This is a genomic window from Allobosea sp. GW822-FHT03F07 (assembly GCF_058801345.1).
In genome coordinates, this window is sequence record NZ_JBXAND010000001.1 from 267,045 (window position 1) to 290,804 (window position 23,760).

Annotated in this window: 21 protein-coding genes; 8 read left to right on the forward strand and 13 right to left on the reverse strand. The window is 67.4% G+C overall.

Going from position 1 to position 23,760, the window contains the following annotated elements; genetic code table 11:
- Positions 1-63 precede the first annotated feature (63 nt).
- Complete coding sequence (locus tag AC1RMY_RS01305) at positions 64-1,773, reverse strand: lysine--tRNA ligase (RefSeq protein ID WP_492862132.1); 1,710 nt, start codon at positions 1,771-1,773, stop codon at positions 64-66.
- Positions 1,774-1,954: 181 nt separating this feature from the next.
- On the opposite strand from AC1RMY_RS01305, the gene AC1RMY_RS01310 reads away from it, so the two are divergent.
- A complete protein-coding gene (locus tag AC1RMY_RS01310) occupies positions 1,955-3,112 on the forward strand; it encodes an amidohydrolase (protein ID WP_492862133.1) in 1,158 nt (385 codons plus the stop codon).
- A gap of 138 nt (positions 3,113-3,250) precedes the next feature.
- Here AC1RMY_RS01310 and AC1RMY_RS01315 read toward each other — a convergent pair whose 3' ends face one another.
- From AC1RMY_RS01315 to uxaC, 9 genes are all read right to left on the reverse strand, one after another.
- On the reverse strand, positions 3,251-4,081 hold the full coding sequence (locus AC1RMY_RS01315; RefSeq protein WP_492862134.1) for a transporter substrate-binding domain-containing protein: 831 nt from the start codon (positions 4,079-4,081) through the stop codon (positions 3,251-3,253).
- Positions 4,082-4,253: 172 nt separating this feature from the next.
- Positions 4,254-5,726, reverse strand: a complete 1,473-nt coding sequence (locus AC1RMY_RS01320) for a mannitol dehydrogenase family protein (RefSeq protein ID WP_492862135.1) — start codon at positions 5,724-5,726, stop codon at positions 4,254-4,256.
- Complete coding sequence (locus tag AC1RMY_RS01325) at positions 5,723-7,003, reverse strand: TRAP transporter large permease (RefSeq protein ID WP_492862136.1); 1,281 nt, start codon at positions 7,001-7,003, stop codon at positions 5,723-5,725. Before AC1RMY_RS01325 ends, AC1RMY_RS01320 begins: the two co-directional genes overlap by 4 nt.
- A gap of 3 nt (positions 7,004-7,006) precedes the next feature.
- Positions 7,007-7,540 carry a TRAP transporter small permease gene (locus AC1RMY_RS01330; RefSeq protein WP_492862137.1) on the reverse strand — a complete coding sequence of 178 codons (534 nt, stop codon included), beginning with the start codon at positions 7,538-7,540 and terminating at the stop codon, positions 7,007-7,009.
- 72 nt (positions 7,541-7,612) lie between these two features.
- Positions 7,613-8,590: a TRAP transporter substrate-binding protein gene (locus tag AC1RMY_RS01335; protein WP_492862138.1), complete on the reverse strand. Its 978-nt coding sequence runs from the start codon at positions 8,588-8,590 to the stop codon at positions 7,613-7,615.
- Between the two features lie 97 nt (positions 8,591-8,687).
- Positions 8,688-9,029 carry a cupin domain-containing protein gene (locus AC1RMY_RS01340; RefSeq protein ID WP_492862139.1) on the reverse strand — a complete coding sequence of 114 codons (342 nt, stop codon included), beginning with the start codon at positions 9,027-9,029 and terminating at the stop codon, positions 8,688-8,690.
- Positions 9,026-9,790: a 2-dehydro-3-deoxy-D-gluconate 5-dehydrogenase KduD gene (gene kduD, locus AC1RMY_RS01345; protein WP_492862140.1), complete on the reverse strand. Its 765-nt coding sequence runs from the start codon at positions 9,788-9,790 to the stop codon at positions 9,026-9,028. Before kduD ends, AC1RMY_RS01340 begins: the two co-directional genes overlap by 4 nt.
- Complete coding sequence (gene kduI / locus AC1RMY_RS01350) at positions 9,790-10,638, reverse strand: 5-dehydro-4-deoxy-D-glucuronate isomerase (protein WP_492862141.1); 849 nt, start codon at positions 10,636-10,638, stop codon at positions 9,790-9,792. Before kduI ends, kduD begins: the two co-directional genes overlap by 1 nt.
- Positions 10,635-12,038, reverse strand: coding sequence for a glucuronate isomerase (gene uxaC, locus AC1RMY_RS01355; RefSeq protein ID WP_492862142.1), 1,404 nt, complete (start codon positions 12,036-12,038; stop codon positions 10,635-10,637). The genes kduI and uxaC overlap by 4 nt, the downstream gene beginning before the upstream one ends.
- A 161-nt stretch (positions 12,039-12,199) precedes the next feature.
- Here uxaC and AC1RMY_RS01360 point away from each other — a divergent pair, with 161 nt between their 5' ends.
- Together AC1RMY_RS01360 and AC1RMY_RS01365 are read left to right on the forward strand one after the other, a co-directional pair.
- Entirely contained in the window at positions 12,200-12,955 is a 756-nt protein-coding gene (locus AC1RMY_RS01360; protein ID WP_492862143.1) for a GntR family transcriptional regulator, read from the forward strand.
- Between the two features lie 162 nt (positions 12,956-13,117).
- Positions 13,118-14,515, forward strand: a complete 1,398-nt coding sequence (locus tag AC1RMY_RS01365) for an amidase (protein WP_492862144.1) — start codon at positions 13,118-13,120, stop codon at positions 14,513-14,515.
- A 6-nt stretch (positions 14,516-14,521) separates the two neighbouring features.
- On the opposite strand, the gene AC1RMY_RS01370 is transcribed toward AC1RMY_RS01365, so the two are convergent.
- The 3 genes from AC1RMY_RS01370 to AC1RMY_RS01380 all read right to left on the reverse strand — a co-directional run bounded on the left by AC1RMY_RS01370 (position 14,522) and on the right by AC1RMY_RS01380 (position 16,563).
- On the reverse strand, positions 14,522-15,082 hold the full coding sequence (locus AC1RMY_RS01370) for a DUF4337 domain-containing protein (protein WP_492862145.1): 561 nt from the start codon (positions 15,080-15,082) through the stop codon (positions 14,522-14,524).
- An 83-nt stretch (positions 15,083-15,165) separates the two neighbouring features.
- Positions 15,166-16,092, reverse strand: a complete 927-nt coding sequence (locus tag AC1RMY_RS01375; protein ID WP_492862146.1) for a tyrosine recombinase XerC — start codon at positions 16,090-16,092, stop codon at positions 15,166-15,168.
- Positions 16,093-16,212: 120 nt separating this feature from the next.
- Positions 16,213-16,563, reverse strand: a complete 351-nt coding sequence (locus tag AC1RMY_RS01380) for a hypothetical protein (RefSeq protein ID WP_492862147.1) — start codon at positions 16,561-16,563, stop codon at positions 16,213-16,215.
- Between the two features lie 130 nt (positions 16,564-16,693).
- Here AC1RMY_RS01380 and AC1RMY_RS01385 point away from each other — a divergent pair, with 130 nt between their 5' ends.
- The 5 genes from AC1RMY_RS01385 to atpD all read left to right on the forward strand — a co-directional run bounded on the left by AC1RMY_RS01385 (position 16,694) and on the right by atpD (position 23,718).
- Positions 16,694-18,877, forward strand: coding sequence for a primosomal protein N' (locus tag AC1RMY_RS01385; protein WP_492862148.1), 2,184 nt, complete (start codon positions 16,694-16,696; stop codon positions 18,875-18,877).
- Positions 18,878-19,108: 231 nt separating this feature from the next.
- On the forward strand, positions 19,109-19,678 hold the full coding sequence (locus AC1RMY_RS01390) for a F0F1 ATP synthase subunit delta (RefSeq protein WP_492862149.1): 570 nt from the start codon (positions 19,109-19,111) through the stop codon (positions 19,676-19,678).
- Positions 19,678-21,207: a F0F1 ATP synthase subunit alpha gene (gene atpA / locus AC1RMY_RS01395; RefSeq protein ID WP_492862150.1), complete on the forward strand. Its 1,530-nt coding sequence runs from the start codon at positions 19,678-19,680 to the stop codon at positions 21,205-21,207. Before AC1RMY_RS01390 ends, atpA begins: the two co-directional genes overlap by 1 nt.
- A 108-nt stretch (positions 21,208-21,315) precedes the next feature.
- Entirely contained in the window at positions 21,316-22,185 is an 870-nt protein-coding gene (locus AC1RMY_RS01400; protein WP_492862151.1) for a F0F1 ATP synthase subunit gamma, read from the forward strand.
- A 66-nt stretch (positions 22,186-22,251) separates the two neighbouring features.
- Positions 22,252-23,718: a F0F1 ATP synthase subunit beta gene (atpD, locus tag AC1RMY_RS01405; protein WP_492862152.1), complete on the forward strand. Its 1,467-nt coding sequence runs from the start codon at positions 22,252-22,254 to the stop codon at positions 23,716-23,718.
- The last annotated feature ends 42 nt before the right edge of the window (positions 23,719-23,760 follow it).

Sequence of the window (23,760 nt, forward strand, 5' to 3'; positions counted from 1 at the left end):
AGCCCGTTACCGTCCTGCGATTCCCGGGTCGCCGCAATGCGGCGCCCGAGAATGACGAGAGGGCTATCCAGCCTTGCGCGTACCGAGAAACGCGGCGTGCTCCTCGACCAGCTCGCCGGCGAGCGCCTTGGCGATGAGGGCGCGGGTGTTGGCGATGCCGTAGATCGCGGCAAACGAGCCGAAGCGCGGGCCCTGATCCTCGCCGAACAGCACCTGATAGATCGCCTTCCACCACTCTCCGGAGACGCCGGGTCGTTCCGGCGTCGCGTTCTTGGCGGCGAGGTTCTGGTAGCGCGGGATGCCACGGGCGACGTCCAGCGCCGTGTCCTGCACCGTCTCAGCGCTGGCATCCGCCGGCAGGGCGGCAAGCGCTGCGTCGAGCGCGGTGAAGGCGGCGGCTTCCGTATCGTCGGCGAGGCGGTAGTTCTTCGCCGGCTTCACGAAGTCGCGGAAATAGGCGATCGCGTAGCCGACCAGCGCGTCGAGACGCGGATGGGTCTGCGGCGAGATGCCCGGCGCATAGCGCTGGAGGAAGCCCCAGAGCACGGCCTTGTCCTCGGAATTGGCGACCGCGACGAGGTTCATGAGAAGGCCGAAGGTGATCTGCGCGCGCGACGCGTTCTCGCCCTCGCCGGTGGCGATGATCTCGGGCTGCGGAGGCTCGCCATTGTGGAGATGCCAGACCGGATTGCCGAGGCGGTTCTTCCAGTCCTGCTTCTCATAGCCTCCGAGGAACTGCAGATACTCGTCGACCGCGCGCGGGATGACGTCGAAATGCAGCTTCTTGGCCTCGCGCGGGCGCTGGAACATGTAGAGCGCCAGGCTCTCCTGCGGGCCGTATTCGAGCCATTCCTCGATGGTCAGGCCATTGCCCTTCGACTTCGAGATCTTCTGGCCCTGCTCGTCGAGGAAGAGCTCGTAGTTGAAGCCCTCCGGCGGCGTGGCGTCGAGGGCGCGGGCGATTTGGGAGGAGACCTTGACCGAGTCGATCAGGTCCTTGCCGGCCATCTCGTAGTCGACGCCGAGCGCGACCCAGCGCATCGCCCAGTCGGGCTTCCACTGCAGCTTGACGTGGCCGCCGGTAACCGGCGTGACGAAGCGCTCGCCGCTCGCCGGGTCAGCCCAGGCGATGGTGCCGGCCTCGACATCGACCTCGTCGATCGGCACCTGCATGACGACGCGCGTCACCGGATGGATCGGCAGGAAGGGCGAATAGGTCGCGGCCCGCTCTTCGCGCAGGGTCGCCAGCATGATCTTCATGATGGCGTCGTAGCGCGCCAGCATCTTCAGCAGCGTCGCGTCGAACTCACCGGCGCGGTAGCTGTCGGTCGAGGACTTGAATTCGTAGTCGAAGCCGAACTGATCGAGGAAGGCGCGCAGGCGGGCATTGTTGTGCCGGCCGAACGAGTCATGCGTGCCGAAGGGGTCGGGCACCTCGGTCAGCGGCTTGCCGAGCGCGGCTGCCAGCAACTCCTTGTTGGGGACGTTGTCGGGGACCTTGCGCAGGCCGTCCATGTCGTCGGAGAAGGCGATCAGCCGGGTCGGGATGGTGTCGCCGGTGAGGACGCGAAAGGCGTGGCGGACCATCGAGGTGCGCGCGACCTCGCCGAAGGTGCCGATATGCGGCAGGCCCGAGGGGCCGTAGCCGGTCTCGAAGACGACCTCCCTCTTGCCCGATTTCTCGATCCGCGCGACGAGCTTGCGAGCTTCCTCGAACGGCCAGGCGGCCGAACGCTGGGCGGCGTCCACAAGGGCGGGATCGAAAACGGGCATTTGGGCTGGTGTCCTCTCCGTGATGTCGAAAATCTTGGCGTCGAAAATGCGAGGGACGGGCTTTCGCAGATTGCGAAGGGGGGCGTCAATGCATCTGATCCGTCACGGCGTTGCTGGAGGTTGTCCGAGCGGTTGCCGGGTATAGTGTGTCGCCCTTCTGGCCTTGAGAAGGATGCCTGCCTTGGACCGCGACCTGCACGAAACCCTGACGGCTTGGCGCCGGCATCTGCATGCCCATCCGGAGCTTGGCCGGCATGAGAAGGCGACGAGCGCCTTCGTGCAGGCGAAGCTGACCGAACTCGGCGTTCCGTTCACCGCCGGCGTCGGCGGACATGGCGTGGTGGCGACGCTGAAGCGCGGGGCCTCGGAGCGCACGGTCGGCCTGCGTGCCGACATGGACGCGCTGCCGATCGCCGAGGCCAACGACCTGCCCTACAAGTCGGGCACGCCGGACGTCATGCATGCCTGCGGGCATGACGGGCACACGACCGCGTTGCTCGGGGCTGCGGCGCTGCTCGCGCGCGACGAGGGCTGGAGCGGCACGGTCCAGTTCGTCTTCCAGCCGGCGGAGGAGGGCGCCGGCGGCGCACAGGCGATGCTGGCCGACGGGGTGCTGGAGCGTTTCCCGATGGAGCGCATCTTCGCCCTGCACAACTGGCCTGGGCTGGAAGCCGGCACGATCGCGGTGCATCGCGGGCCCGTGATGTCGGAGCCCGGCCGCTTCAAGATCACGCTCACCGGAACGGCCGGGCATGCGGCCCTGCCGGAGACGACGCGCGATCCGATCGTCGCCATGGGGCATCTCATCGTCGCGCTGCAGACGATCGTCTCGCGCAATGTCGATCCGATGGAGTCGGCGGTGGTTTCGATCGGGCAGGTTCATGGCGGGCTCGCCTCGAACCAGATCCCGACAAGCGTCTTCATCGAGGGCACCTTCCGCACCTTCGTGCCGGCCGTGCGCGAGCGGCTGCTGGCGCGGCTCGGGGCCATCGCCCGGAATATCGCCGCGACCTTCGAGATGACGGCCGAGGTCGAGACGATGCATGGCGTCGCCACGGTCAACACCGCGCCTGAGGAAGAACTGGCCGCCGCCGCCGGCGAGGCCGCCGGCCTCACCGTCCGGCGCGACCTGAAGGCGAGCACCACCGGCGAGGATTTCGCCTATTTTCTCGAACGCCTGCCGGGTTGCTACATCTGGATCGGTAACGGGCCGGTCAAGGATGGCGGCGAACTCCATAATGACCGCTACGACTTCAACGACGCCATCCTGCCGGCCGCCTCGGGCTGGCTGGCGGCAGTGGCGAAGCAGGCGATGATGGCCAACGCTCCGGCACAGTGACTGCAACGAGCGATCGCTCGCCGTCATGCTCGCCCTTGTGGCGAGCATCCACGTCTCGAACGCCGCACGCGCCGAAGGAAGACGTGGATGGTCGGGACAAGTCCGACCATGACGCAAGAGGCGGTATGACGGCCGATCTTAGAACGGGCTCACCGGGAAGAAGCGCAGATAGAGCCGGGCATAGGTGCCGTCGTCCCAGAGCGATTGCAGCGCGTAGTCGAGCGCGCGCTTGAGCGGTGCCTCGTCCTTGCGGACGAGGAAGCTGACGCCCTCGCCGAAATAGCGGCTTTCGAGGAAGGGGCCGCCGGTGAAGGCGAGTTCGTTGCCGCCCGTTCCCGCCAGCAATAACGACAATGCGACGCCGTCGGCGAAGACGAACTCGGCATCGCCGCTGCGCAGGGCCGTGATCGCGCCTGCGAGCGTGCCGGTTTCGCGGCGCTGGATGAAGGGCAGGAGCCGCTCCAGGAAGGCCTGATGCGCGGTGCCGCCGACGACGGCGACGCGCTTGCCCTGCAGGCTGCGGGTGTCGAGTTCGGGCTGGGCGTTACCGCGCGTCGTCGCAAGCCGGGCCGGGCTGCGGAAATAGAGGTGGCTCGCGGCAAAGCGCTGGCGGATCTGCGGCGTGAGATTCACCGCCGCCGCAAGCACGTCTCCGCGGCCTTCGGCAAGCGAATCCAGCAGCGTGTCGAAGCGACGCGCCTGCACCGTGCAGGTCCAGCCGAGTTTTTCGCAGGCGGCGCGGGCGAGTTCGACCGAGAAGCCGGTGAGGCTGCCGTCGGGACCGGCGAAATGCAGCGGCGGATAGTCATCGTCGGTCAGGAAGCGGACGACGCGCGGTGGACCAGGCTCCGGCCGGTCGAGCCTGATGCGCGGGTCCCAGAAGTTCGGCACGACGACGCGCGATTGCGGCGATGCAGCCTGTGGGGCGAGCATCAGCAGGGCGAGCGCGAGGAGGGCGGCGCGGATCATGCGCGCATCTGGCGCTAGCGCGGGCACGGGATCAAGGGATTTGGTTGGGCGAATTGCTCCAACCACCCGCGCGTCATCCCGGACAAGCAGCGCAGCGGCGCTGCTCCGGGATCCATCGTAGAGCGCAGTTCCCTACGATGGATCCCGGAGTTCCGCTTCGCTGCATCTGAATCTATGAGGCCAGGGAAGCCGCCGTCGCCCTTGCGCCCTTCTCGAACAGTGCAGCCAGATGCGTCTCGACCGACTTGGCGAAACGCTCGTCGCGCGGTAGATCGGTGCCGAAGATCGCCTCGACGCCAAGCAGGGACCGGCTCAGGGCCGTGGCGTCGCGCCCGGCGGCTGTCGCCTTCTCGGCGAAGCTCGCAGCCAGCGGGTCGCGGACATCGATCGCCGCGCCGTTCTCGTCCGTGCCGCTGACATAGCGCATCCAGGCGGCGACGCCGAGGGTGAGGTGGTCGATCGGCGCGCCAGCCTTGAGCCGGTCGCGGATGGTGCCGAGCAGGCGCTGCGGCAGCTTCTGCGAGCCGTCCATGGCGATCTGCCAGGTGCGGTGGCGGATCGCCGGATTGCGGAAGCGGGCCAGCAGCGCATTGGCGTAGTCGCCGAGCACCACGCCCTGCGGCGCCGGCACGGTCGGGATGATCTCGGCCCACAGCCCTTGCAGGAAGCGGGCGAGGACAGGATCGCCGCTGGCGTCCGCCACGGTCTCGTGGCCGGCGAGATAGCCGAGATAGGCGAGGCTGGAATGGGCGCCGTTGAGCATGCGCAGCTTCATGAACTCGAAGGGCGCGACCTCGGAGACCATCTGCGCCCCGACGCGATCCCAGGCCGGGCGGCCGGCGGCGAAGACGTCCTGGATCGCCCATTGCCGGAAGGGCTCGCCGATGACGGGGGCTGCGTCCTCCAGCCCGATAAGACCCGCGACCTCGGCGATGTCGGCGTCCGTGGTCGCGGGCACGATGCGGTCGACCATGGTGGCCGGGAAGGCGCCGTTCGCCTCGATCCACTGGGCGAGCCCGTCGTCGCTCAGCGCCGCGAAGTCGCGCACGAGGCCACGCAGCACGCCGCCATTGTGGGGAAGATTGTCGCAGCTCAGCGCCGTGAAAGGGCCGAGGCCCGCCGAGCGCCGCGCCTTCAGCCCGGCGACGACGAGGCCGATGGCCGAGCGCGGCGTCTCCGGATGGCTGAGATCATGGACGATGTCGGGATGGTCGGCCCTGAGCCGGCCGGTCGCGGGGTCGTGGCAATAGCCCTTTTCCGTCACCGTCAGCGAGACGATGCGGGTTTCGGGCGCAGCCAAACGCGCGACCAGCGCCGCCGGATTCTCCGGCGCGACGAGGACGTCGCGGACGCAGCCGATGATGCGCAGCTCCGGCCCGGCCGGAGCGCGCTTCAGCAGGGTGTAGAGCCCGTCCTGCGGGGTGAGCCGGTCGCGCTGGTCGGGCCGCTGCAGGCTCGCGCCGGTGACGCCCCAGGCGCCGAACTCCAGCTCCAGCGCATCCTCGGTGTATTCGCAGAGATGGGCGCGGGCGAAGGCTCCGAGCCCGAGATGGACGATGCCCGGCGCGAGCGCCGCGCGGTCATAGGCGGGGCGGCGAACCGCACCTTGCAGGGAGGACAGGGTCCTCGTCGTCAGTCGCGTCAACGGAATACGCCCGGCAGCCAGAGGGAGAAGGCCGGCACATAAGTGATCAGCAGCAGCACCGCAACGCTGGCGCCGTAGAAGGGCCAGATCGTCTTCATGGATTCGCTGATCGAGACCTTGCCGATGGCGCAGGCGACGAACTGGACGGAGCCTACAGGAGGGGTGTTCAGGCCGATGCCGGCGTTGAGGATCAGGATCACGCCGAAATGCACGGGGTCGACGCCGATGGCCTTGACCACGGGCAGGAAGATCGGCGTGCAGATGATGATCATCGGCGCCATGTCCATGAAGGTGCCGAGCACCAGCAGGATGACGTTGATCATCAGCAGGATCACCAGGGGGTTGTCCGAGATCGACTGCATCAGCGCGATCGTGGCCTTGGGGACCTCGAGGAAGGCCATCAACCAGCCGAAGGAACTCGCGGCGCCGATGATGAGCAGCACCATCGCCGTGGTCCGGACCGCACCGAGCGTGGCATGGGTGAAGCCCTTCAGGTCGAGCCCGCGATAGACGAAGATCGTCACCAGCAAGGCATAGACCACTGCGACGCAGGATGATTCCGTCGCAGTGAAGACGCCGGAGCGGACACCGCCGAAGATGATGCCGATCAGCAGGATGCCGGGCATGGCGGCGACGAAGAAGCGGGCGACGGTGAGGAAGCCCGGGAAGATGTCGGCGGGATAGCCTCGGTTCACCGCGACGGCCCAGGCCGCGATCATCAGCGCGAGGCAGAGCATCAGGCCGGGTACGACGCCGGCGGTGAAGAGATCGGCGATCGAGATCGTACCGCCCGCCGCCAGCGAATAGATGATCATGTTGTGCGAGGGAGGGATCAGCAGCGCGATGATCGCGGCATTGGCGGTGACGTTGACCGCGTAGTCCGGCGCATAGCCGCGCTTCACCATCTGCGGGATCATGATGCCGCCGACGGCCGATGCGTCCGCCACGGCCGAGCCCGAGATGCCGCCGAAGAGCGTGCAGGTGATGACGTTGACCTGGCCGAGGCCCCCGCGCAGATGCCCGACGAGCGATGACGCGAACTGGATCAGCCGGTCGGCGATGCCGCCGCGGATCATCAGGTCGCCCGAATAGATGAAGAATGGGATCGCGAGCATGGCGAAGGCGTTCATGCCGGTCGACAACTGCTGGAAGATCACGACCGGCGGGATGCCGATGTAAAGCACCGTGGCCATCGAGGCGAGGCCGAGGCAGAACGCCACCGGCACGCCCATCAGCAGCAGGGCGGCGAAGGAGGTGAAGAGGATCGTGATGGCCATCGATCAGGCCTCCCCGCCGAGGCCGTTGGCGTTCAGCGGCATGGGCGCGAGTTCTTCGCCCGTCGCCAGCAGAAGCAGTTTTTCGATCGAGAACAGCGCGATCAGGCTGCCGCCGGCGATGATCGGGACATAGTCCCAGCCCTTGGAGATGCCGATCATCGGCAGCCGGTCGCTCCAGACCTTGGCGGCCAGTTCCGTGCCGTACCAGACCATCGCGAAGGCGAAGAGGGCGACCAGGACTTCGTTCACGGCGATGAGCGCGGTCTTCGCGGAACCCCGCATGTAGTGCAGCCCGACATCGAAGCCCATGTGGTCGAGCTCGCGCACGCCGACGGAACCGCCGAGCAGGATGAACCAGAGCATCAGGAACAAGGAGGTCGGCTCGCCCCAGGTCGGGGTGGCGTTCAGGACGTAGCGCCCGAACACGGTCCAGGCGACGATCGCCGTCATTGCGATCAGGCCAAAGCCGGCCGCCAGCAGGGCGATCAGGCTGAGGCGCGCGTTGATGCGCGTGAGCATCCGGGCGAGACCATTCATGTGGATGTCCTGAGGTTCGGATATGAAAACGGGCGGCGGGAAAGGCCGCCGCCCGGGATCAGGTGAGCCGGATTACTTGACCGCCTGGATCTTGGCGACGAGGTCCTTGAGGGCGGCGTCGGTGACGAACTTGTCGTAGACGGGCTTCATCGCGTCGATGAAGGGCTGCTTTTCGACCGTGTTAATCACGGCACCGCCGGCCTTCACCTTGGCTTCCGAGGCCTTCTCGCGGGCATCCCAGAGCTCGCGCATCTTGGCGACGGATTCCTTGGCGGCCGCCTTCATGATCTCCTGGTCTTCCTTGGAAAGCTTGTCGAAGCTGCGCTTGGACATGACCAGCACTTCCGGCGAGAGCGAGTGCTCGGTCTGCGAGTAGAACTTCGAGACCTCGAAGTGCTTGGTCGATTCATAGGACGGCCAGTTGTTCTCGGCGCCGTCGATGACGCCGGTCTGGAGAGCCGAATAGACTTCGCCGAAGGCCATCGGGGTGGCATTGGCGCCGAGCGCCGAGACGAGCGCGACGAACATGTCCGACTGCTGCACGCGGATCTTCATGCCCTTCATGTCGGCAGGCGAGGTGATCGGGCGCTTGGAGTTGTAGAAGGAGCGCGAGCCGGAATCGTAGAAGGCGAGGCCGACGAGGTCGTGCTTCTCGAATTCCTTGAGGATGCCGTCGCCGATCGGGCCGTCCATGACCTTCCGCATGTGCTCGACCGAGCGGAAGATGAAGGGCAGCGAGGGCACGTTGGTCGCCGGGATCAGGTTGTTGAACGGCGCCATGTTGATGCGGTTCAGGTCGATCACGCCGAAGCGGGTCTGCTCGATCGTGTCCTTCTCGTTGCCGAGCTGGGCCGAGTGGAAGACGTTGATCTTGATGCGGCCCTTGGTGCGCTCTTCCAGCAGCTTGCTGATGTGGCGGACGGCTTCGACCGTCGGGTAGTCGGTCGGGTGGATGTCGGTAGACCGCAGCGTGGTCTGGGCGCTGGCGCCGGTGGCGGCTGCGACGATGGCCGCGCCCGCGAGCGCGCCGAGCATGCGTTTGGTGAGCATGGTGGTTGTCCTCTCCCGTTTCATGATGGCGCCGGGTTTTTCCGGTCGTTCTTGTCCCGTGATGGGAGCCCTGCCGGCGGTGGCCGGCAGGGCGGTCTCAGAGAAACTCCTTCCGCATCGGCGTGAAGGAATCGATGAGCTGTCCGGCCTCGACCGCGGTGACGCCGTGGACGAGGTCGGCCGGCACGAAGAAGGTGTCGCCGGCGACGAGCCGCTCGGTCTTTCCGTCGATGGTGACGTCGAAGACGCCGCTCTCGACGTAAGAAGCCTGGCGATGCGGATGCTGGTGCGGCTTGCCGACCGCGCCGGCCTCGAAGACGACGCGCACGACCATGAGGTCCGGGCCATAGGCCATGATCTTGCGCTTCACGCCGGGCTCGGTCGGCTCCCAGGCGATGGCGGCCTCATGCTGGAAGAAGGAGTCGAGACGGTCAGTCATCGGGCGAGCCAGCCTCCGTCGACGGGGATGATGGCGCCGTGCATGTAGGCTGCGGCGTCGCTTGCGAGGAACACTGCGGCTCCGCCGATATCCGACGGCTTGCCCCAGCGCCCGGCTGGAATGCGGGCGAGTATGGCGCTGCTGCGGTCGGGATCGGTGCGCAGGGCCTCGGTATTGTTGCTCTCGATGTAGCCGGGTGCGATGGCGTTGACGTTGATGCCCTTGGCCGCCCATTCACAGGCCAGAAGCTTCGTCAGCCCTGCGAGGCCGCTCTTGCTCGCCGTGTAGGAGGCGACGCGGATACCGCCCTGGAAGGAGAGCAGCGAGGCGATGTTGACGATGCGGGCGCCGCGCCCGGCCGCGACGGCGGATTTCGCGAAGGCCTGGGCGAGGAAGAAGTTCGCCTTGAGATTGACGTTCATCACCTCGTCCCAGTCGCTCTCGCTGAAGTCGAGCGCATCGGCACGGCGGATGATGCCGGCATTGTTGACGAGGATGTCGAGCGGGCCGGCGAGTTCGGTCGCCCGTGCGATCACGCGGGGCGCGATGCCCGGCTCCTGCAGATCGACCTTGAGCGCGTAGGCGCTGCCGCCGGCCTCGGTGGTCGCCGCAATCGTCTCGCTCATGTCCGAGCGCCCGGCCGCGACCACGGTCGCTCCGGCCTGCGCCAGCGCGAGCGCGATGCCCTGGCCGATGCCGGTATTGGCGCCGGTCACCAGGGCCGTGCGACCCGTCAGGTCGAAGGGCGAGGCCGCCGCCATCAGCGCAGCGTCTCCACGGGGGCTGCGTCCATGTCGGTGAATTCGACATTGTCGCCGGCCATGGCCCAGACGAAGGCGTAGTTCGAGGTGCCGCAGCCGCAATGGATCGACCAGTTCGGCGCGATCACGGCCTGCTCATTGGCGACGAGGAGATGGCGGGTCTGCGTCGGCTCGCCCATGAAATGGAAGACGCGGTGGGCCGGGTCGAGGTTGAAATAGAGATAGGCCTCCATCCGCCGCGTATGGGTGTGGCAGGGCATGGAGTTCCAGACCGAGCCCGGCTCTAGCGCCGTCATGCCCATGACGAGCTGGTTGGTGCCGGTGGTGTTCGGCATGACGTATTGCCGGATGGTGCGCTTGTTCGAGGTCTCGGTGGCGCCGAGATGCAGCGTGTTGGCGTCCGACTGACGGATGAGCTGGTGCGGCGCCTCGCGATGGGCCGGGGCGCTGGTCAGGTAGAACTTGGCCGGGTTGGCGGCGTCCGCGCTGACGAAGGAGACGTCCTTCGCGCCGAGGCCGACATAGAGCGCGTCGAGGCTGGGCAGGTCGAAGGCCTTGCCGTCGATGGTCACGCTACCGGCGCCGCCGATATTGATCACGCCGAGCTCGCGCCGCGCCAGGAAGAAGGGCGTGCCAGTCGGCGGGTAGGGATCGAGCGTCAGCGGCTGCATCGTGGGCGTCGCGCCGCCGACGATCATGCGGTCGTAATGGCTGTAGGTCAGCGTGACCTCGCCCGGCACGAAGATGCGCTCGATCAGGAAATCGTTGCGCAGCGCTTGCGTGTCGTAGCTCCTGACATCACGCGGATGGGCGGCCTGGCGTTCGTCGATGGTCCCGGTCGCGGTCACAGCTTGTAAGCCTCCTTGGCCAGTCGGTAGGCGAGGTCATGGGCGACCTCGGCGGCCTCGTCCTCGTCGAGCCGGTGTTCGGCGACGAGCTTGGCGAGGTAGGTGCAGTCGCAGCGGCGGGCGACGTCGTGGCGCGCGGGGATCGAGAGATAGGCGCGGGTGTCGTCGTTGAAGCCGACGGTGTTGTAGAAGCCGGCGGTCTCGGTCGTCAGTTCGCGGAAGCGCAGCATCGCCTCGGGCGCGTCGAGGAACCACCAGCCCGGCCCGAGCTTCAGCGCGGGGTAGTGGCCGGCGAGCGGCGCGAGTTCGCGCGAATAGCTGGTCTCGTCGAGGGTGAAGGCGATGACGGTCAGGTTCGGCTCGTTGCCGACGGCGTCTAGCAGGGGCTTCAGCGCTGCGACGTAGTCCGTCTGGCGCGGGATGTCGGCCCCCATGTCGCGCCCGAAATTCGCGAACAGCGACGCGTTGTGGTTGCGCGAGGAGCCCGGATGGATCTGCAGGACGAGCCCGTCATCCAGGCTCATCTTCGCCATCTCGGTCAGCACCTGGCCGCGGAAGAGATCGGCTTCCTCGCCCGAGACCGGACCGGAGACGACCTTCGCGAACAGCGCCTCGGCTTCCGCCTTCGAGAGGTTGGCGGTGCGGGCCGTGGCATGGCCATGGTCGGATGAGGTCGCGCCGCGCTCGCGGAAATAGTCGCGGCGCTGGCGATGGGCGGCGAGATAGCCGTTCCAGCTCATGACGTCCTCGCCCGTCAGGGCGCCGAACTGCTCAAGATTGGCGGCAAAGCCCTCGAATTCGGGATCGACGACGCTGTCGGGACGATAGGCGGTTACGACCTTGCCGCTCCAGCCCGAGGCCCTGATCATGTCGTGCCATTTCAGGTCGTCGAGGGCGCCTTCGGTGGTCGAGATCGCCTCGATCCTGAAGCGCTCGAACAGGGCGCGCGGGCGTAAGCCCGGCTCGTCCAGCTTCTCGGCGATGCGATCGTAGATCTTGTCGGCATTTTCCGATGAAAGGCGCTCGTTGATGCCGAAGACGGAGGAGAGCGCGTGCTCGAACCAGAGCCGGGTCGGCGTGCCGCGGAACAGGTACCAATGCTTGGCGAAGAGCCGCCAGACGGCGCGCGGGTCGCTCTCGACCGGGCCGCCATCCTTGCGGGGAATGCCGAGCTGCTCGAGCCGTACGCCCTGCGAATAGAGCATCCGGAAGACGTAGTGGTCCGGCTTGACCAACAGCGTCGCGGGATCGGGAAAGGCCTGGTCCTCGGCATACCAGCGAGGGTCGGTGTGGCCATGCGGCGAGATGATCGGCAGATCGCGAACCGTGGCGTAGAGCCGGCGCGCGATGCCGCGCGTCACGGGGTCCGCAGGAAACAGGCGATCGTCGTGAAGCAACATTGGATCGGCTCTTTCGAACGAGCTCTGGGCAAACGTCGGCGGACCATAGTCGCGGCCGGGGCATGGGGTCAATATACTAATATACTAGTATGTCCAGCCGGCCCATGCTATTGCCCAAAAGGAGCAGAGGCCGACGCTCGGGCGGGGCAAAAGGCGAGTCGATGTCGCAGATCACCTATCCCCGGAATGCGGTCCAGGATGCCGGTCCTGGAGGCCCGCGACGCGAGCGCCGTCGTCAGCCCTCGGGCAGCATTCCGGCCGGGCGGGCGACCGCGGCTTCGGTGGTGCAGGACGAGCTGCGGCGCGCGATCCTGGCGATGGAGATCGCGCCGGGCGCGGCGCTGGTCGAGAAGGAATTGACCGCCCGCTTCGGTGTCAGCCGCACGCCGGTACGCGAGGCTCTGATCCGGCTCAAGGAGGAGGGGCTCGTGGAGATCTTCCCGCAAGCCGGCACCTTCGTTGCGCGCATTCCGACCGAGGCTATCCCCGAGGCCGTCTTCATTCGCCAGGCGCTGGAATGCGCGACCGTCGAGCTGGTGGCGCGGATCGGTACGGAGGAAGCTATCGCAAGGCTGGATGCGACGATCGCGCGCCAGCACGAGGCACTCGAGGCCGGCGACCAGGAGGGCTTCCACCTCGCCGACGAGGCCTTCCACGAAACGCTGGCGATCCTCGCCGGCTATCCCGGCATCTGGAAGATCGCGCATGCCGCCAAGAGCCAGATCGATCGGTGCCGGCGCATGACTCTGCCCGTGCCGGGGCGCATGGCGATGGTGATCCGCGAGCATCTGTCGATCGTCGATGCGATCCGCCGGCATGACGGGGCGGAGGCAGAGGTCGCGATGCGCCGGCATCTGGGCACGCTGCTACCGGACCTGCTGCATCTGCAGGAACAGCATCCCGACTATTTCGTCTGAGAGCGGCAATTCTCGTTTGAAAGGGCGGCAGGCGCGGAGCTTGCTTGCCCCGGCAATGCGGCGGAAGCCGGCGCGGGTTGCGCCGTGCGGCCGTGCCGTTTTCAGATCAGCCGTGGCATCAATCACTGCCACGCTGAGCCATGCCTGACGAGGATGATGCCGATGACCGATCCCGCCGATCTCAGTGCCGTCGAGCTGCTCGACGCCTATCGCGCCAGGGCGTTGTCGCCGGTCGAGGTCGCGGAGGCCGTGATTGCGCGCATCGAGGCCTGCGAGCCGCGGATCAAGGCTCTCTATGCCTATCAGCCGGAGGCGGCGCTTGCGGCTGCCAAGGCTTCGGAGGCGCGCTGGATGAGGGGCGAGGCGCTGCCGCTCGACGGCGTGCCCGGCACGATCAAGGAGAACATCGCGACCAAAGGCACCCCTATGCCGATCGGCACGGCGGCGCGCGATCTCGTGCCCATGCCGGAGGACGCGCCGGTTGCGGCACGGCTGCGCGAGGCGGGATTCGTCATGCTCGCCAAGACGACGATGCCGGATTACGGCATGCTCTCGTCCGGCCTGTCGAGCTTCCATGAGCTGGCCCGCAATCCCTGGGACCTGTCGAAGAATCCCGGTGGCTCGTCGGCCGGGGCGGGCGCGGCGGGGGCGGCCGGGTACGGCCCGCTGCATATCGGCACCGATATCGGCGGCTCGATCCGCCTCCCGGCCGGCTGGTGCGGGCTCGTCGGACTGAAGCCCAGCTTTGGGCGCGTGCCGATCGATCCGAGCTATTATGGCCGTGTCGCCGGGCCGATGACCCGCACAGTCGCGGACGCGGCACTGATGATGCGCGAGATCTCGAAGCCCGACGCACGCGACGGCATGAGCCTGCCGCCGCAGGAGATCGACTGGCTGTCGCTCGACATGGATCGGGGGCTGGACCTGACGGGCTTGCGTCTCGGCCTCCAGCTCGATCCCGGTATCGGCATTCCGGTCGAGCCCGAGACGAAGGCGGCGCTGGAGGCTGCCGGCACGGCCTTTGCCGCGGCCGGCGCGATCGTCGAGGAGGCGCCGGCCTTCATGACGCGGGCGATGCTGGACGGGCTCGACGATTTCTGGAGCCAGCGCGCCTGGGCCGATATCGGCGCGCTGGAGCCGGAAAAGCAGGCGACGGTGCTGCCCTATATCTTCGAATGGGCCAAGCGCGGTGAGGCATTGTCCGGAGAGCGCGTCTATCGCGGCATGAGCCAGATGCTGGCGATCAAGGACGCCGCGCTGAAGCAGAGCGCGCCGTTCGATTTCGTGCTCTCGCCCGTTGCTCCCGTGCCGAGCTATGCGGCCGAACTGGCTTCGCCGATCCATGATCCGCACCAGCCCTTCGAACACATCGTCTTCACGCTGCCGGCCAACATGTCGGACCAGCCCTCGATCGCCGTGCCGGCCGCGATGACGGCGGCGGGACTGCCGATCGGCCTGCAGATCACTGGCCGGCGCTTCGACGATCTCGGCGTGCTGCGCATGGCGCGCGCGTGGGAGCGGCTGCGCCGGCCGCTGCCGGATTTCCCACGACCGGCCTGAGCTGTCTCAGAACAACAGGTGCGGGGCGAAGAGCGCCAGCCCCATGAAGACCAGCGAGAGCCCGCCGAGGCCGCCCGCGACCAGGGCCAGCATGCCGACGCCGGTGATGATCGAGGCCGAGGCGACGACGATGCCGATCTGCAGGAGGCCCGAGGCGATCTCGAAATTCTCGCTGCGGGCCTTCTGATCGTCGCGGACCTGCTCGGTCTTCTTGGCGCGGGCCATCAGCTCCTTGCGACCCTCCTGCGTGTCCGGCTCGGATTCATAGCGGGCGACGGTGGCCTTCCAGCCATCGATGCGCTTCTGCATGCGCTCGCGGGCGGCCGGATCGGTCGTGGCGGCGAGGTCAACCTCCATCGCTTCGGCGGCGGTGCGAACGGCCGTACCTCGGATGGTCTTGGCCTGGAAGAAGGACCACAGATTCGAAGCGTCGATGTTCTTGGCGATGGCGTCGTTCTCCGCCTGCTTCCCACCGATCTCCGAAAGGGACAGCATCAACGCCAGAACGGCGATCAGCAGCGCGATCTTCTTGTTGCCGCCCTCGGGCGGGTCGATATGGCCGGACACGAATCACCCCATCTCTCGGATTTCCGCGCGTGCTTAGTGCATGCCTTGGCGGCAACCAAGACGGGGGGAGCGGGCTGGCGGCGTCAGCGTCCGGCGCGGGGATGGGCGGCGTCATAGGCTGCCATCAGCCTCGCCGAATCGATGCGAGTGTAGATCTGTGTCGTCGAGAGCGAGGCGTGGCCGAGCAGTTCCTGGATCGCGCGCAGATCGCCGCCGCGCCCGAGCAGATGCGTCGCGAAGGAATGGCGCAGCGAATGTGGCGTCGCGGAGGAGGGCAGGCCGAGTGCGCCGCGCAAGCCCTCGACCGCGAGCTGGATGATGCGCGGCGACAGCGGGCCGCCCTTGGCGCCGAGGAAGAGTGGGCCGTCCGGCGGCAGTCGCCAGGGGCAGAGGCCGAGATATTCGGTGATGGCGGCGACGACGACGGGCAGCACCGGAACCATGCGGGTCTTGTTGCCCTTGCCAATGACGGTGAGCGTGTCGCCGGCATGGGCGGGCGCCTGCGCGCGGGTCAGCGAGAGCGCCTCGGAGATGCGCAGGCCGCAGCCATAGAGCAAAGCGAGCACGGCGGCATCGCGGGCGAGGATCCATTGTTCGCGTTCCTCGCCGGCGCGCGTGTCGGCCTGGGTCATGGCCTTGGCTGCGCTGGCCTCGAGCGGGCGAGGCAGTGATTTTCCGATGCGAGGGCCGCGCGTCGCGGCGAAGGCGGCGGCTTTCAGCTTGCCGGTGCGCTCGCCGAAGCGGGCCAGCGAGCGCAGCGCTGCGAGCTGGCGCATCAGGGTGCGGTTGCCGACCCCGTCGCGGCGACGCCGGCCGAGAAAGGCGCGCAGGTCGGCCGGCTTCAGCGCGGTGATGTCGGCGAGCGAGGGCGCGCCGCCGAGATGCTCCGTGAGGAAGGAGGCGAACTGGCGCAGGTCGCGACCATACGCTTCCAGCGTCTTGGGCGAGAGCCTGCGCTCATGGGCGAGATGGCCGAGCCAGTCGCGGATCAGGCTGTCGAAATCGGTCATGGCTGCATGTCGCCTCGGCCGTCATGGTCGGCCTCGAGCCGACCATCTCTTGCCGCCCTTTCGTCCTGAGATGCTCGGGTCGAGCCCGAGCATGACGCCACTGTCTTAACGCGAAACGAATCACGCCTTCCGGCAGGCGAAGGGCATGAAGGTGCTGGCCATGCCCTGATTCATGCCCATGATCACCATGACATTGGCGAGGTTCAGCTCCTCGGTGCTGCGCGGGCAGACCTCGCCCTTGATGCTGCAGCCCGAAGCCAGAAAAGCTTCATGCGCTTCGATGAATGGCTGGCCGATGCCCCTGCGTCCGAACTTCGCCAGCGCCTCGCTCCAGGCCTTCGTATAGCGCTCGCATTTGACCGCCGGCCAGTTCTCCGGCGGCGCCGGTTGCGCAAAGCCCTGCGCAGCGCTGCCGAGGATGAGCCCTGTCGCGAGAGCAATGCGGATCAGATGGGGGGATGTTCTCGTCATGAATCCGCTCGTCATATCGGCCGGCTGCCGGGTGCAGGCCGCAGACACCACGCGATCGGGGCAATGCCAAGGCGAGCGCTGGCCAAGGCAGGCGGTTGTCGCTCTCGGTCCGAGAGGCTAGGCACGGGGGATGAGCGAAGCGGAGCAGATGGCGGAGGGCGGCACGGTCGAGGTGCTGATCCCGCTCGGGCTCGACCAGGCCTATAGCTATGCGGTTCCCGCCGGGCTCGTGCTCCAGCCCGGCGATGTCGTGCAGGTGCCGCTCGGCCCGCGCGAGACGGTCGGCGTCGTCTGGGACACCGGAAGCGGGCGCGGAGGCAACCTCAAGAAGGTGACCGGCAAGCTGGACATGCCGCCGCTCGATCCGGCACTGATGAAGCTGGTCGACTGGGTCGCCTGGTATACGCTGGCGCCGAAGGGCTCGGTGCTGGCGCTGGCGCTGCGGCGTCCGCCGGACGACACACCGGAGCGGCCGAAGCTCGGGGTGCGGCTTGTCGGCGCGCCGCCCGCCCGGATGACGCCTGCGCGGGCCAGGGCCATCGCGGCGGCGGAAGGGGGGTTGCTCATCGGCAAGGGCGCCTTGGCCGAAGCCGCCTCGATCAGCACGGCGGTGATCGATTCGCTCGTCGATGCCGGCACCTTCGCAGTCGAGCCGCTGCCGCGCGATGCGGTCGCGGCCATACCCGATCCGGACCGTGCCAAGCCGGCCTTGTCGGACGATCAGGCCGCCGCGGCGGCGGCGCTCGTCGCTTCGGTCAGGGCGGCCGCCTATGGCGTGACGCTGCTCGAGGGCGTCACCGGCTCGGGCAAGACGGAAGTCTATTTCGAGGCGGTGGCGGAGGCGATCCGGCTCGGGCGTCAGAGCCTCATCCTGATGCCCGAGATCGCGCTTACAGCGCAGTTCATCGACCGTTTCGAGGCGCGCTTCGGCGTCCGGCCGGGGCTCTGGCATTCGGCCGTGACCGGACGCAAGCGCGAACGGCTGCAGGCCGCGATCGCGAGCGGCGAGGCGCGGGTCGTGGCGGGTGCGCGCTCGGCGCTGTTCCTGCCCTATCGCGATCTCGGCCTGATCGTGGTCGATGAGGAGCACGAGGCCGCCTACAAGCAGGAGGACGGCGTCGCCTACCATGCCCGCGACATGGCGGTGGTGCGCGGGCGCATCGAGAACGCGCCGGTGATCCTGACCTCGGCGACGCCCTCGCTGGAGACGCGCGTCAACGCGGAGCGCGGGCGTTACACCCATCTCAAGTTGCCGGAGCGCTTCGGCGGCCGCTCCCTGCCGACGCTGGGCCTCGTCGATCTGCGTCAGGACAAGCCGCCGCGCGGGCGCTGGGTCTCGGATGCGCTGGCCAAGGCGATCGCGGTGAATCTGGAGGCCGGCGAGCAGTCGCTGCTGTTCCTCAACCGGCGCGGCTATGCGCCGCTGACGCTCTGCCGGGACTGTGGGCATCGCTTCCAATGCCCGAACTGTTCGGCCTGGCTCGTCGATCATCGCTTCCGGCGCGCGCTGGTCTGCCATCATTGCGGACATGTCGAGCGCCGGCCGCATGAATGCCCACAATGCCATGCGCAGGAGAGCCTCACGGCCTGCGGGCCCGGCGTCGAGCGGCTGGCCGAGGAGGTCGCGACGCTGTTCCCGCAGGCGCGCGGCATCGTGCTGTCGAGCGATTTTCCTGGAGGCACCGAGCGGCTGAAGACGGAGCTCATGTCCGTGGCCTCGGGCGAATTCGACATCGTCATCGGCACGCAGCTTGTCGCCAAAGGCCATAATTTTCCGGGCATGACGCTGGTCGGGGTGATCGATGCCGATCTCGGCCTGACCTCGGGCGATCCGCGCGCGGCCGAACGGACCTTCCAGGTGCTGAGGCAGGTCACGGGCCGTGCCGGGCGCGGCGAAAAGCCCGGCCGCGCGCTGCTACAGACGCATGACCCTGGCCATCCCGTGCTGAAGGCGCTGGTCTCGGGGGACCCGGAGCGGTTTTATGCCGCAGAGGCGGCGTCGCGGGAGGCTGCCGGCCTGCCGCCCTTCGGCCGGCTGGCCGGCCTGATCGTCTCCGCTAACAGCCAGGCGGAGGCCCAAGGCCATGCCCGCGCGCTGGCGCGCTGCGCCGAGGCACCGGACGGGGTCAGCGTGCTCGGGCCGGCGGAAGCGCCGCTCGCGGTGCTGCGCGGGCGCCATCGCATGCGCCTGATCGTGAAAACCGAGCGCGACGTCAATCTGCAGGATTACCTCCGCGACTGGCTCAAGCGCGCCGGCAAGCCGAAGGGTTCGGTCAGGGTCGCGGTCGACATCGACCCGCAGAGCTTCCTCTAGAAGGGTGGCCGGCTTCCTTTGAGGCGTTGAAAGGACGGGTAAAACCGCGTGCCGCAGAGCCATCAACGGATTGCGCACCCCAAGAGCACATGCTAGTGCACCGCCACATTTAGGTCGTGAAGCCGTCTTGCCGGGTTCTCGTCCATGGATACATCGCAGCGCCAGGACATCGCACTCCACCTTCGCGAGAAGGTCGCCGGGAGCGGTCCTATGAAACGAGAGACGTGACGCGTGGCTGACGGCGGATCGCAAGGATCACTGGTTTCGGGCGTAGCGGGCCGCTACGCCACGGCCCTTTTCGAACTGGCCGAAGAGGCCAGCGCCATCGACTCCGTTTCCGCCGAACTCGACAATTTCTCCGCTATGCTCGCCGAAAGCGAGGATCTGCGCCGCCTGGTCGGCAGCCCGGCCTTCTCGGCCGAGGAGCAGACCAGCGCGATCAAGGCGGTTCTCGCCAAGGCGGGCATGTCCGGCATCGCCGCCAACTTCATTGGCCTCGTCGCCAGCAAGCGCCGCCTTTTCGCGCTGCCGGGCATGATCGGCGCGTACAAGGCCCTCGTCGCCGAGGCCAAGGGCATCGTCAGCGCCGAGGTCACGCTCGCCGAGGCGCCCGCGCCGAAGCGTGTCGAGGAAATCCGCGCCGCGCTCGCCGCCGTCGCGGGCAAGGATGTCGACGTCTCGATCAAGGTCGATCCGGCGCTGATCGGTGGGCTCGTCGTCAAGATGGGCTCCCGCATGGTCGACGCCTCGCTGAAAACCAAGCTCAATTCAATTCGTCTTGCCATGAAAGAGGTCGGCTGATGGAAATCCGCCCCGCTGAAATCTCCGCGATCCTGAAGGCCCAGATTTCGAACTTTGGGTCCGAAGCCTCCGTCACAGAGGTCGGCCAGGTTCTCTCCGTCGGCGACGGCATCGCCCGCGTCTACGGCCTCGACAAGGTCCAGGCCGGTGAGATGGTCGAGTTCGAGAGCGGCGTGCGCGGCATGGCTCTCAACCTCGAGAGCGACAATGTCGGCGTCGTGATCTTCGGCTCCGACCGCGAGATCAAGGAAGGCCAGACGGTCAAGCGCACCGGCGCCATCGTGGACGTGCCGGTCGGCAAGGAACTGCTCGGCCGCGTCGTCGACGCGCTCGGCAACCCTATCGACGGCAAGGGTCCGATCAAGGCCGCCAAGCGCGCCCGCGTCGACGTCAAGGCGCCCGGCATCATCCCGCGCAAGTCGGTTCACGAGCCGATGGCGACCGGCCTCAAGGCCATCGACGCCCTGATCCCGATCGGCCGCGGCCAGCGCGAGCTGATCATCGGTGACCGCCAGACCGGCAAGACCGCCGTGGCGCTCGACACGATCCTCAACCAGAAGGCGCTGAACCAGGGCACCGACGAGAGCCAGAAGCTCTACTGCGTCTACGTCGCCATCGGCCAGAAGCGCTCGACCGTCGCCCAGTTCGTGAAGGTGCTCGAGGAGCGCGGCGCGCTGGAGTATTCGATCATCATCGCCGCCACGGCCTCGGACGCCGCCCCGATGCAGTTCCTGGCGCCCTTCGCCGGCTGCGCCATGGGCGAGTATTTCCGGGACAACGGCATGCATGCCGTGATCATCTATGACGACCTGTCCAAGCAGGCCGTCGCCTATCGCCAGATGTCGCTGCTGCTGCGCCGCCCGCCGGGTCGCGAGGCCTATCCGGGCGACGTGTTCTATCTCCACTCCCGCCTGCTCGAGCGCGCCGCCAAGATGGGCGACGCGGCCGGCAATGGCTCGCTGACGGCGCTGCCGGTCATCGAGACCCAGGCCAACGACGTCTCGGCCTACATCCCGACCAACGTGATCTCGATCACCGACGGCCAGATCTTCTTGGAGACCGACCTGTTCTACCAGGGCATCCGCCCGGCCGTGAACGTCGGCCTCTCGGTGTCGCGCGTCGGCTCGGCCGCACAGACCAAGGCGACCAAGAAGGTCGCCGGCAAGATCAAGGGCGAGCTCGCCCAGTATCGCGAGATGGCCGCCTTCGCCCAGTTCGGCTCGGACCTGGACGCCGTCACGCAGCGCCTGCTCAATCGTGGCGCCCGCCTGACCGAGCTCTTGAAGCAGGCGCAGTTCTCGCCGCTGAAGATGGAAGAGCAGACGGTCGTGATCTATGCCGGCGTGAACGGCTATCTCGACCCGCTGCCGGTCAACAAGGTCCGCGCCTTCGAGGACGGCCTGCTGGCGCTGGTGCGCGGCAAGCACGCCGACCTGCTGAACGAGATCGGCACGAGCAAGGATCTTTCGGACGCCAATGCGGCCAAGCTGAAGGACATCGTCTCCGATTACGCGAAGTCCTTCGCCTGATCGTCATGAGCCAAGCGCAGCGAAGCAATCCAGCCTCGCTGCGCCCGCCCTTCTGGATTGCTTCGTCGCTGCGTTCCTCGCAATGACGGGTAGGGGATTGAAGACCAGATGCCTTCATTGAAGGACCTACGAAACCGCATCGCTTCGGTGAAGGCGACGCAGAAGATCACCAAGGCCATGCAGATGGTCGCGGCCGCGAAGCTGCGCCGGGCGCAGGCCGCGGCCGAGGCCGCGCGCCCCTATGCTGAGCGCATGGAGACGGTGCTGGCCAATCTCGCCTCGGGCGTGACCGGTTCGAGCGCGCCGCGGCTGATTGCCGGCACGGGGTCCGACCAGGTGCATCTGCTGGTCGTCTGCACGGCCGAGCGCGGCCTCTGCGGCGCCTTCAACTCCTCGATCGCGCGCCTTGCCCGTGACATGGCGCTGGCGCTCAAGGCCGATGGCAAGACGGTCAAGATCATCTGCGTCGGCAAGAAGGGCTATGACCTTCTGAAGCGGCAGTTCGAGAAGGACATCATTGAACTGATCGACCTGCGCGCCTTCAAGCAGGTCGGCTACGCCAATGCCGAGACGATCGCCCAGAACATCCTTGCGCGTTTTGCGGCCGGCGAGTTCGATGTCGCGACGCTGTTCTTCTCGAAGTTCAAGTCGGTGATCGCGCAGATCCCGACGGCGCAGCGCATCATCCCGGCGGAAATCCCGGCCGAGGCGCCGAAGACCGAGGCTGTCTACGACTACGAGCCGGACGAGAGCGAGATCCTCGAGACGTTGTTGCCGCGCAACCTGACCGTGCAGGTGCTGCGCGCGATCCTCGAGAACGCGGCTTCCGAACAGGGTGCGCGCATGTCGGCGATGGATTCCGCCACGCGCAATGCCGGCGAGATGATCAAGAAGCAGACGCAGCTCTACAACCGCTCGCGCCAGGCGATGATCACCAAGGAACTGATCGAGATCATCTCCGGCGCGGAAGCGCTCTAACCGCCTGAATTCAAGGCCGGCGCACCGGCCATCCGACACGCTGAACGCGAATCCGAGGTTATCACCATGGCCAAAGCCGCTACGAAGAAGACCGCCGCCGCCGAGAAGCCCGCCAACACCGGCACCGGCAAGGTCGCCCAGGTCATCGGCGCCGTCGTCGACGTGCAGTTCGACGGCGCGCTGCCGGAGATCCTGAACGCGCTCGAGACCGACAATCTCGGCAACCGCCTCGTCCTCGAGGTCGCCCAGCATCTCGGCGAGAACACCGTCCGCACGATCGCGATGGACTCGACGGAAGGCCTGGTCCGTGGCCAGTCGGTCACCGACACCGGCGCTCCGATCGCGGTTCCGGTCGGCGACGAGTGCCTCGGCCGCATCATGAACGTCATCGGCGAGCCCGTTGACGAGGCCGGCCCGATCCTGACCACCGCGACCCGCGGCATCCACCAGCCGGCCCCGTCCTATGCGGACCAGGCGACCGAGGCACAGATCCTCGTCACCGGCATCAAGGTCGTCGACCTGCTGGCGCCCTACGCCAAGGGCGGCAAGATCGGCCTGTTCGGCGGCGCCGGCGTCGGCAAGACCGTGCTGATCATGGAGCTGATCAACAACGTCGCGAAGGCCCATGGCGGCTACTCGGTGTTCGCCGGCGTCGGCGAGCGCACCCGCGAGGGCAACGACCTCTATCACGAGATGATCGAGTCGGGCGTGAACAAGAAGGGCGGCGGCGAAGGCTCGAAGTGCGCCCTCGTCTACGGCCAGATGAACGAGCCGCCGGGCGCCCGCATGCGCGTCGCCCTGTCGGGCCTGACCGTCGCGGAAGACTTCCGCGACAAGGGCCAGGACGTGCTGTTCTTCGTCGACAACATCTTCCGCTTCACCCAGGCGGGCTCGGAAGTGTCGGCGCTGCTCGGCCGTATCCCGTCGGCGGTGGGCTACCAGCCGACGCTCGCGACCGACATGGGCAACCTGCAGGAGCGCATCACCACCACCAACAAGGGCTCGATCACATCGGTGCAGGCGATCTATGTCCCGGCGGACGACCTGACCGACCCGGCGCCCGCGACCTCCTTCGCCCACCTCGACGCTACCACCGTGCTCTCGCGTTCCATCGCGGAAAAGGGCATCTACCCGGCGGTCGACCCGCTCGACTCGACCTCGCGCATGCTTTCGGCCGACATCGTCGGCGAGGAGCACTACGGCGTTGCCCGCCAGGTCCAGCAGATCCTCCAGCGCTACAAGGCGCTGCAGGACATCATCGCGATCCTGGGCATGGACGAGCTCTCGGAAGAGGACAAGCTGACCGTGGCCCGCGCCCGCAAGATCGAGCGCTTCCTGTCGCAGCCCTTCTTCGTCGCCGAAGTCTTCACCGGCTCGCCGGGCAAGCTGGTCGCGCTCGAAGACACGATCAAGGGCTTCAAGGGCCTGGTCGAGGGCAAGTACGACCACCTGCCGGAAGCGGCCTTCTACATGGTCGGCTCGATCGACGAAGCGATCGAGAAGGCCCAGCGCCTCGCGGCCGAAGCGGCGTAAGCAGCGTCATTCTCGGGCTTGCCCCGAGAATCTCTTGACGAG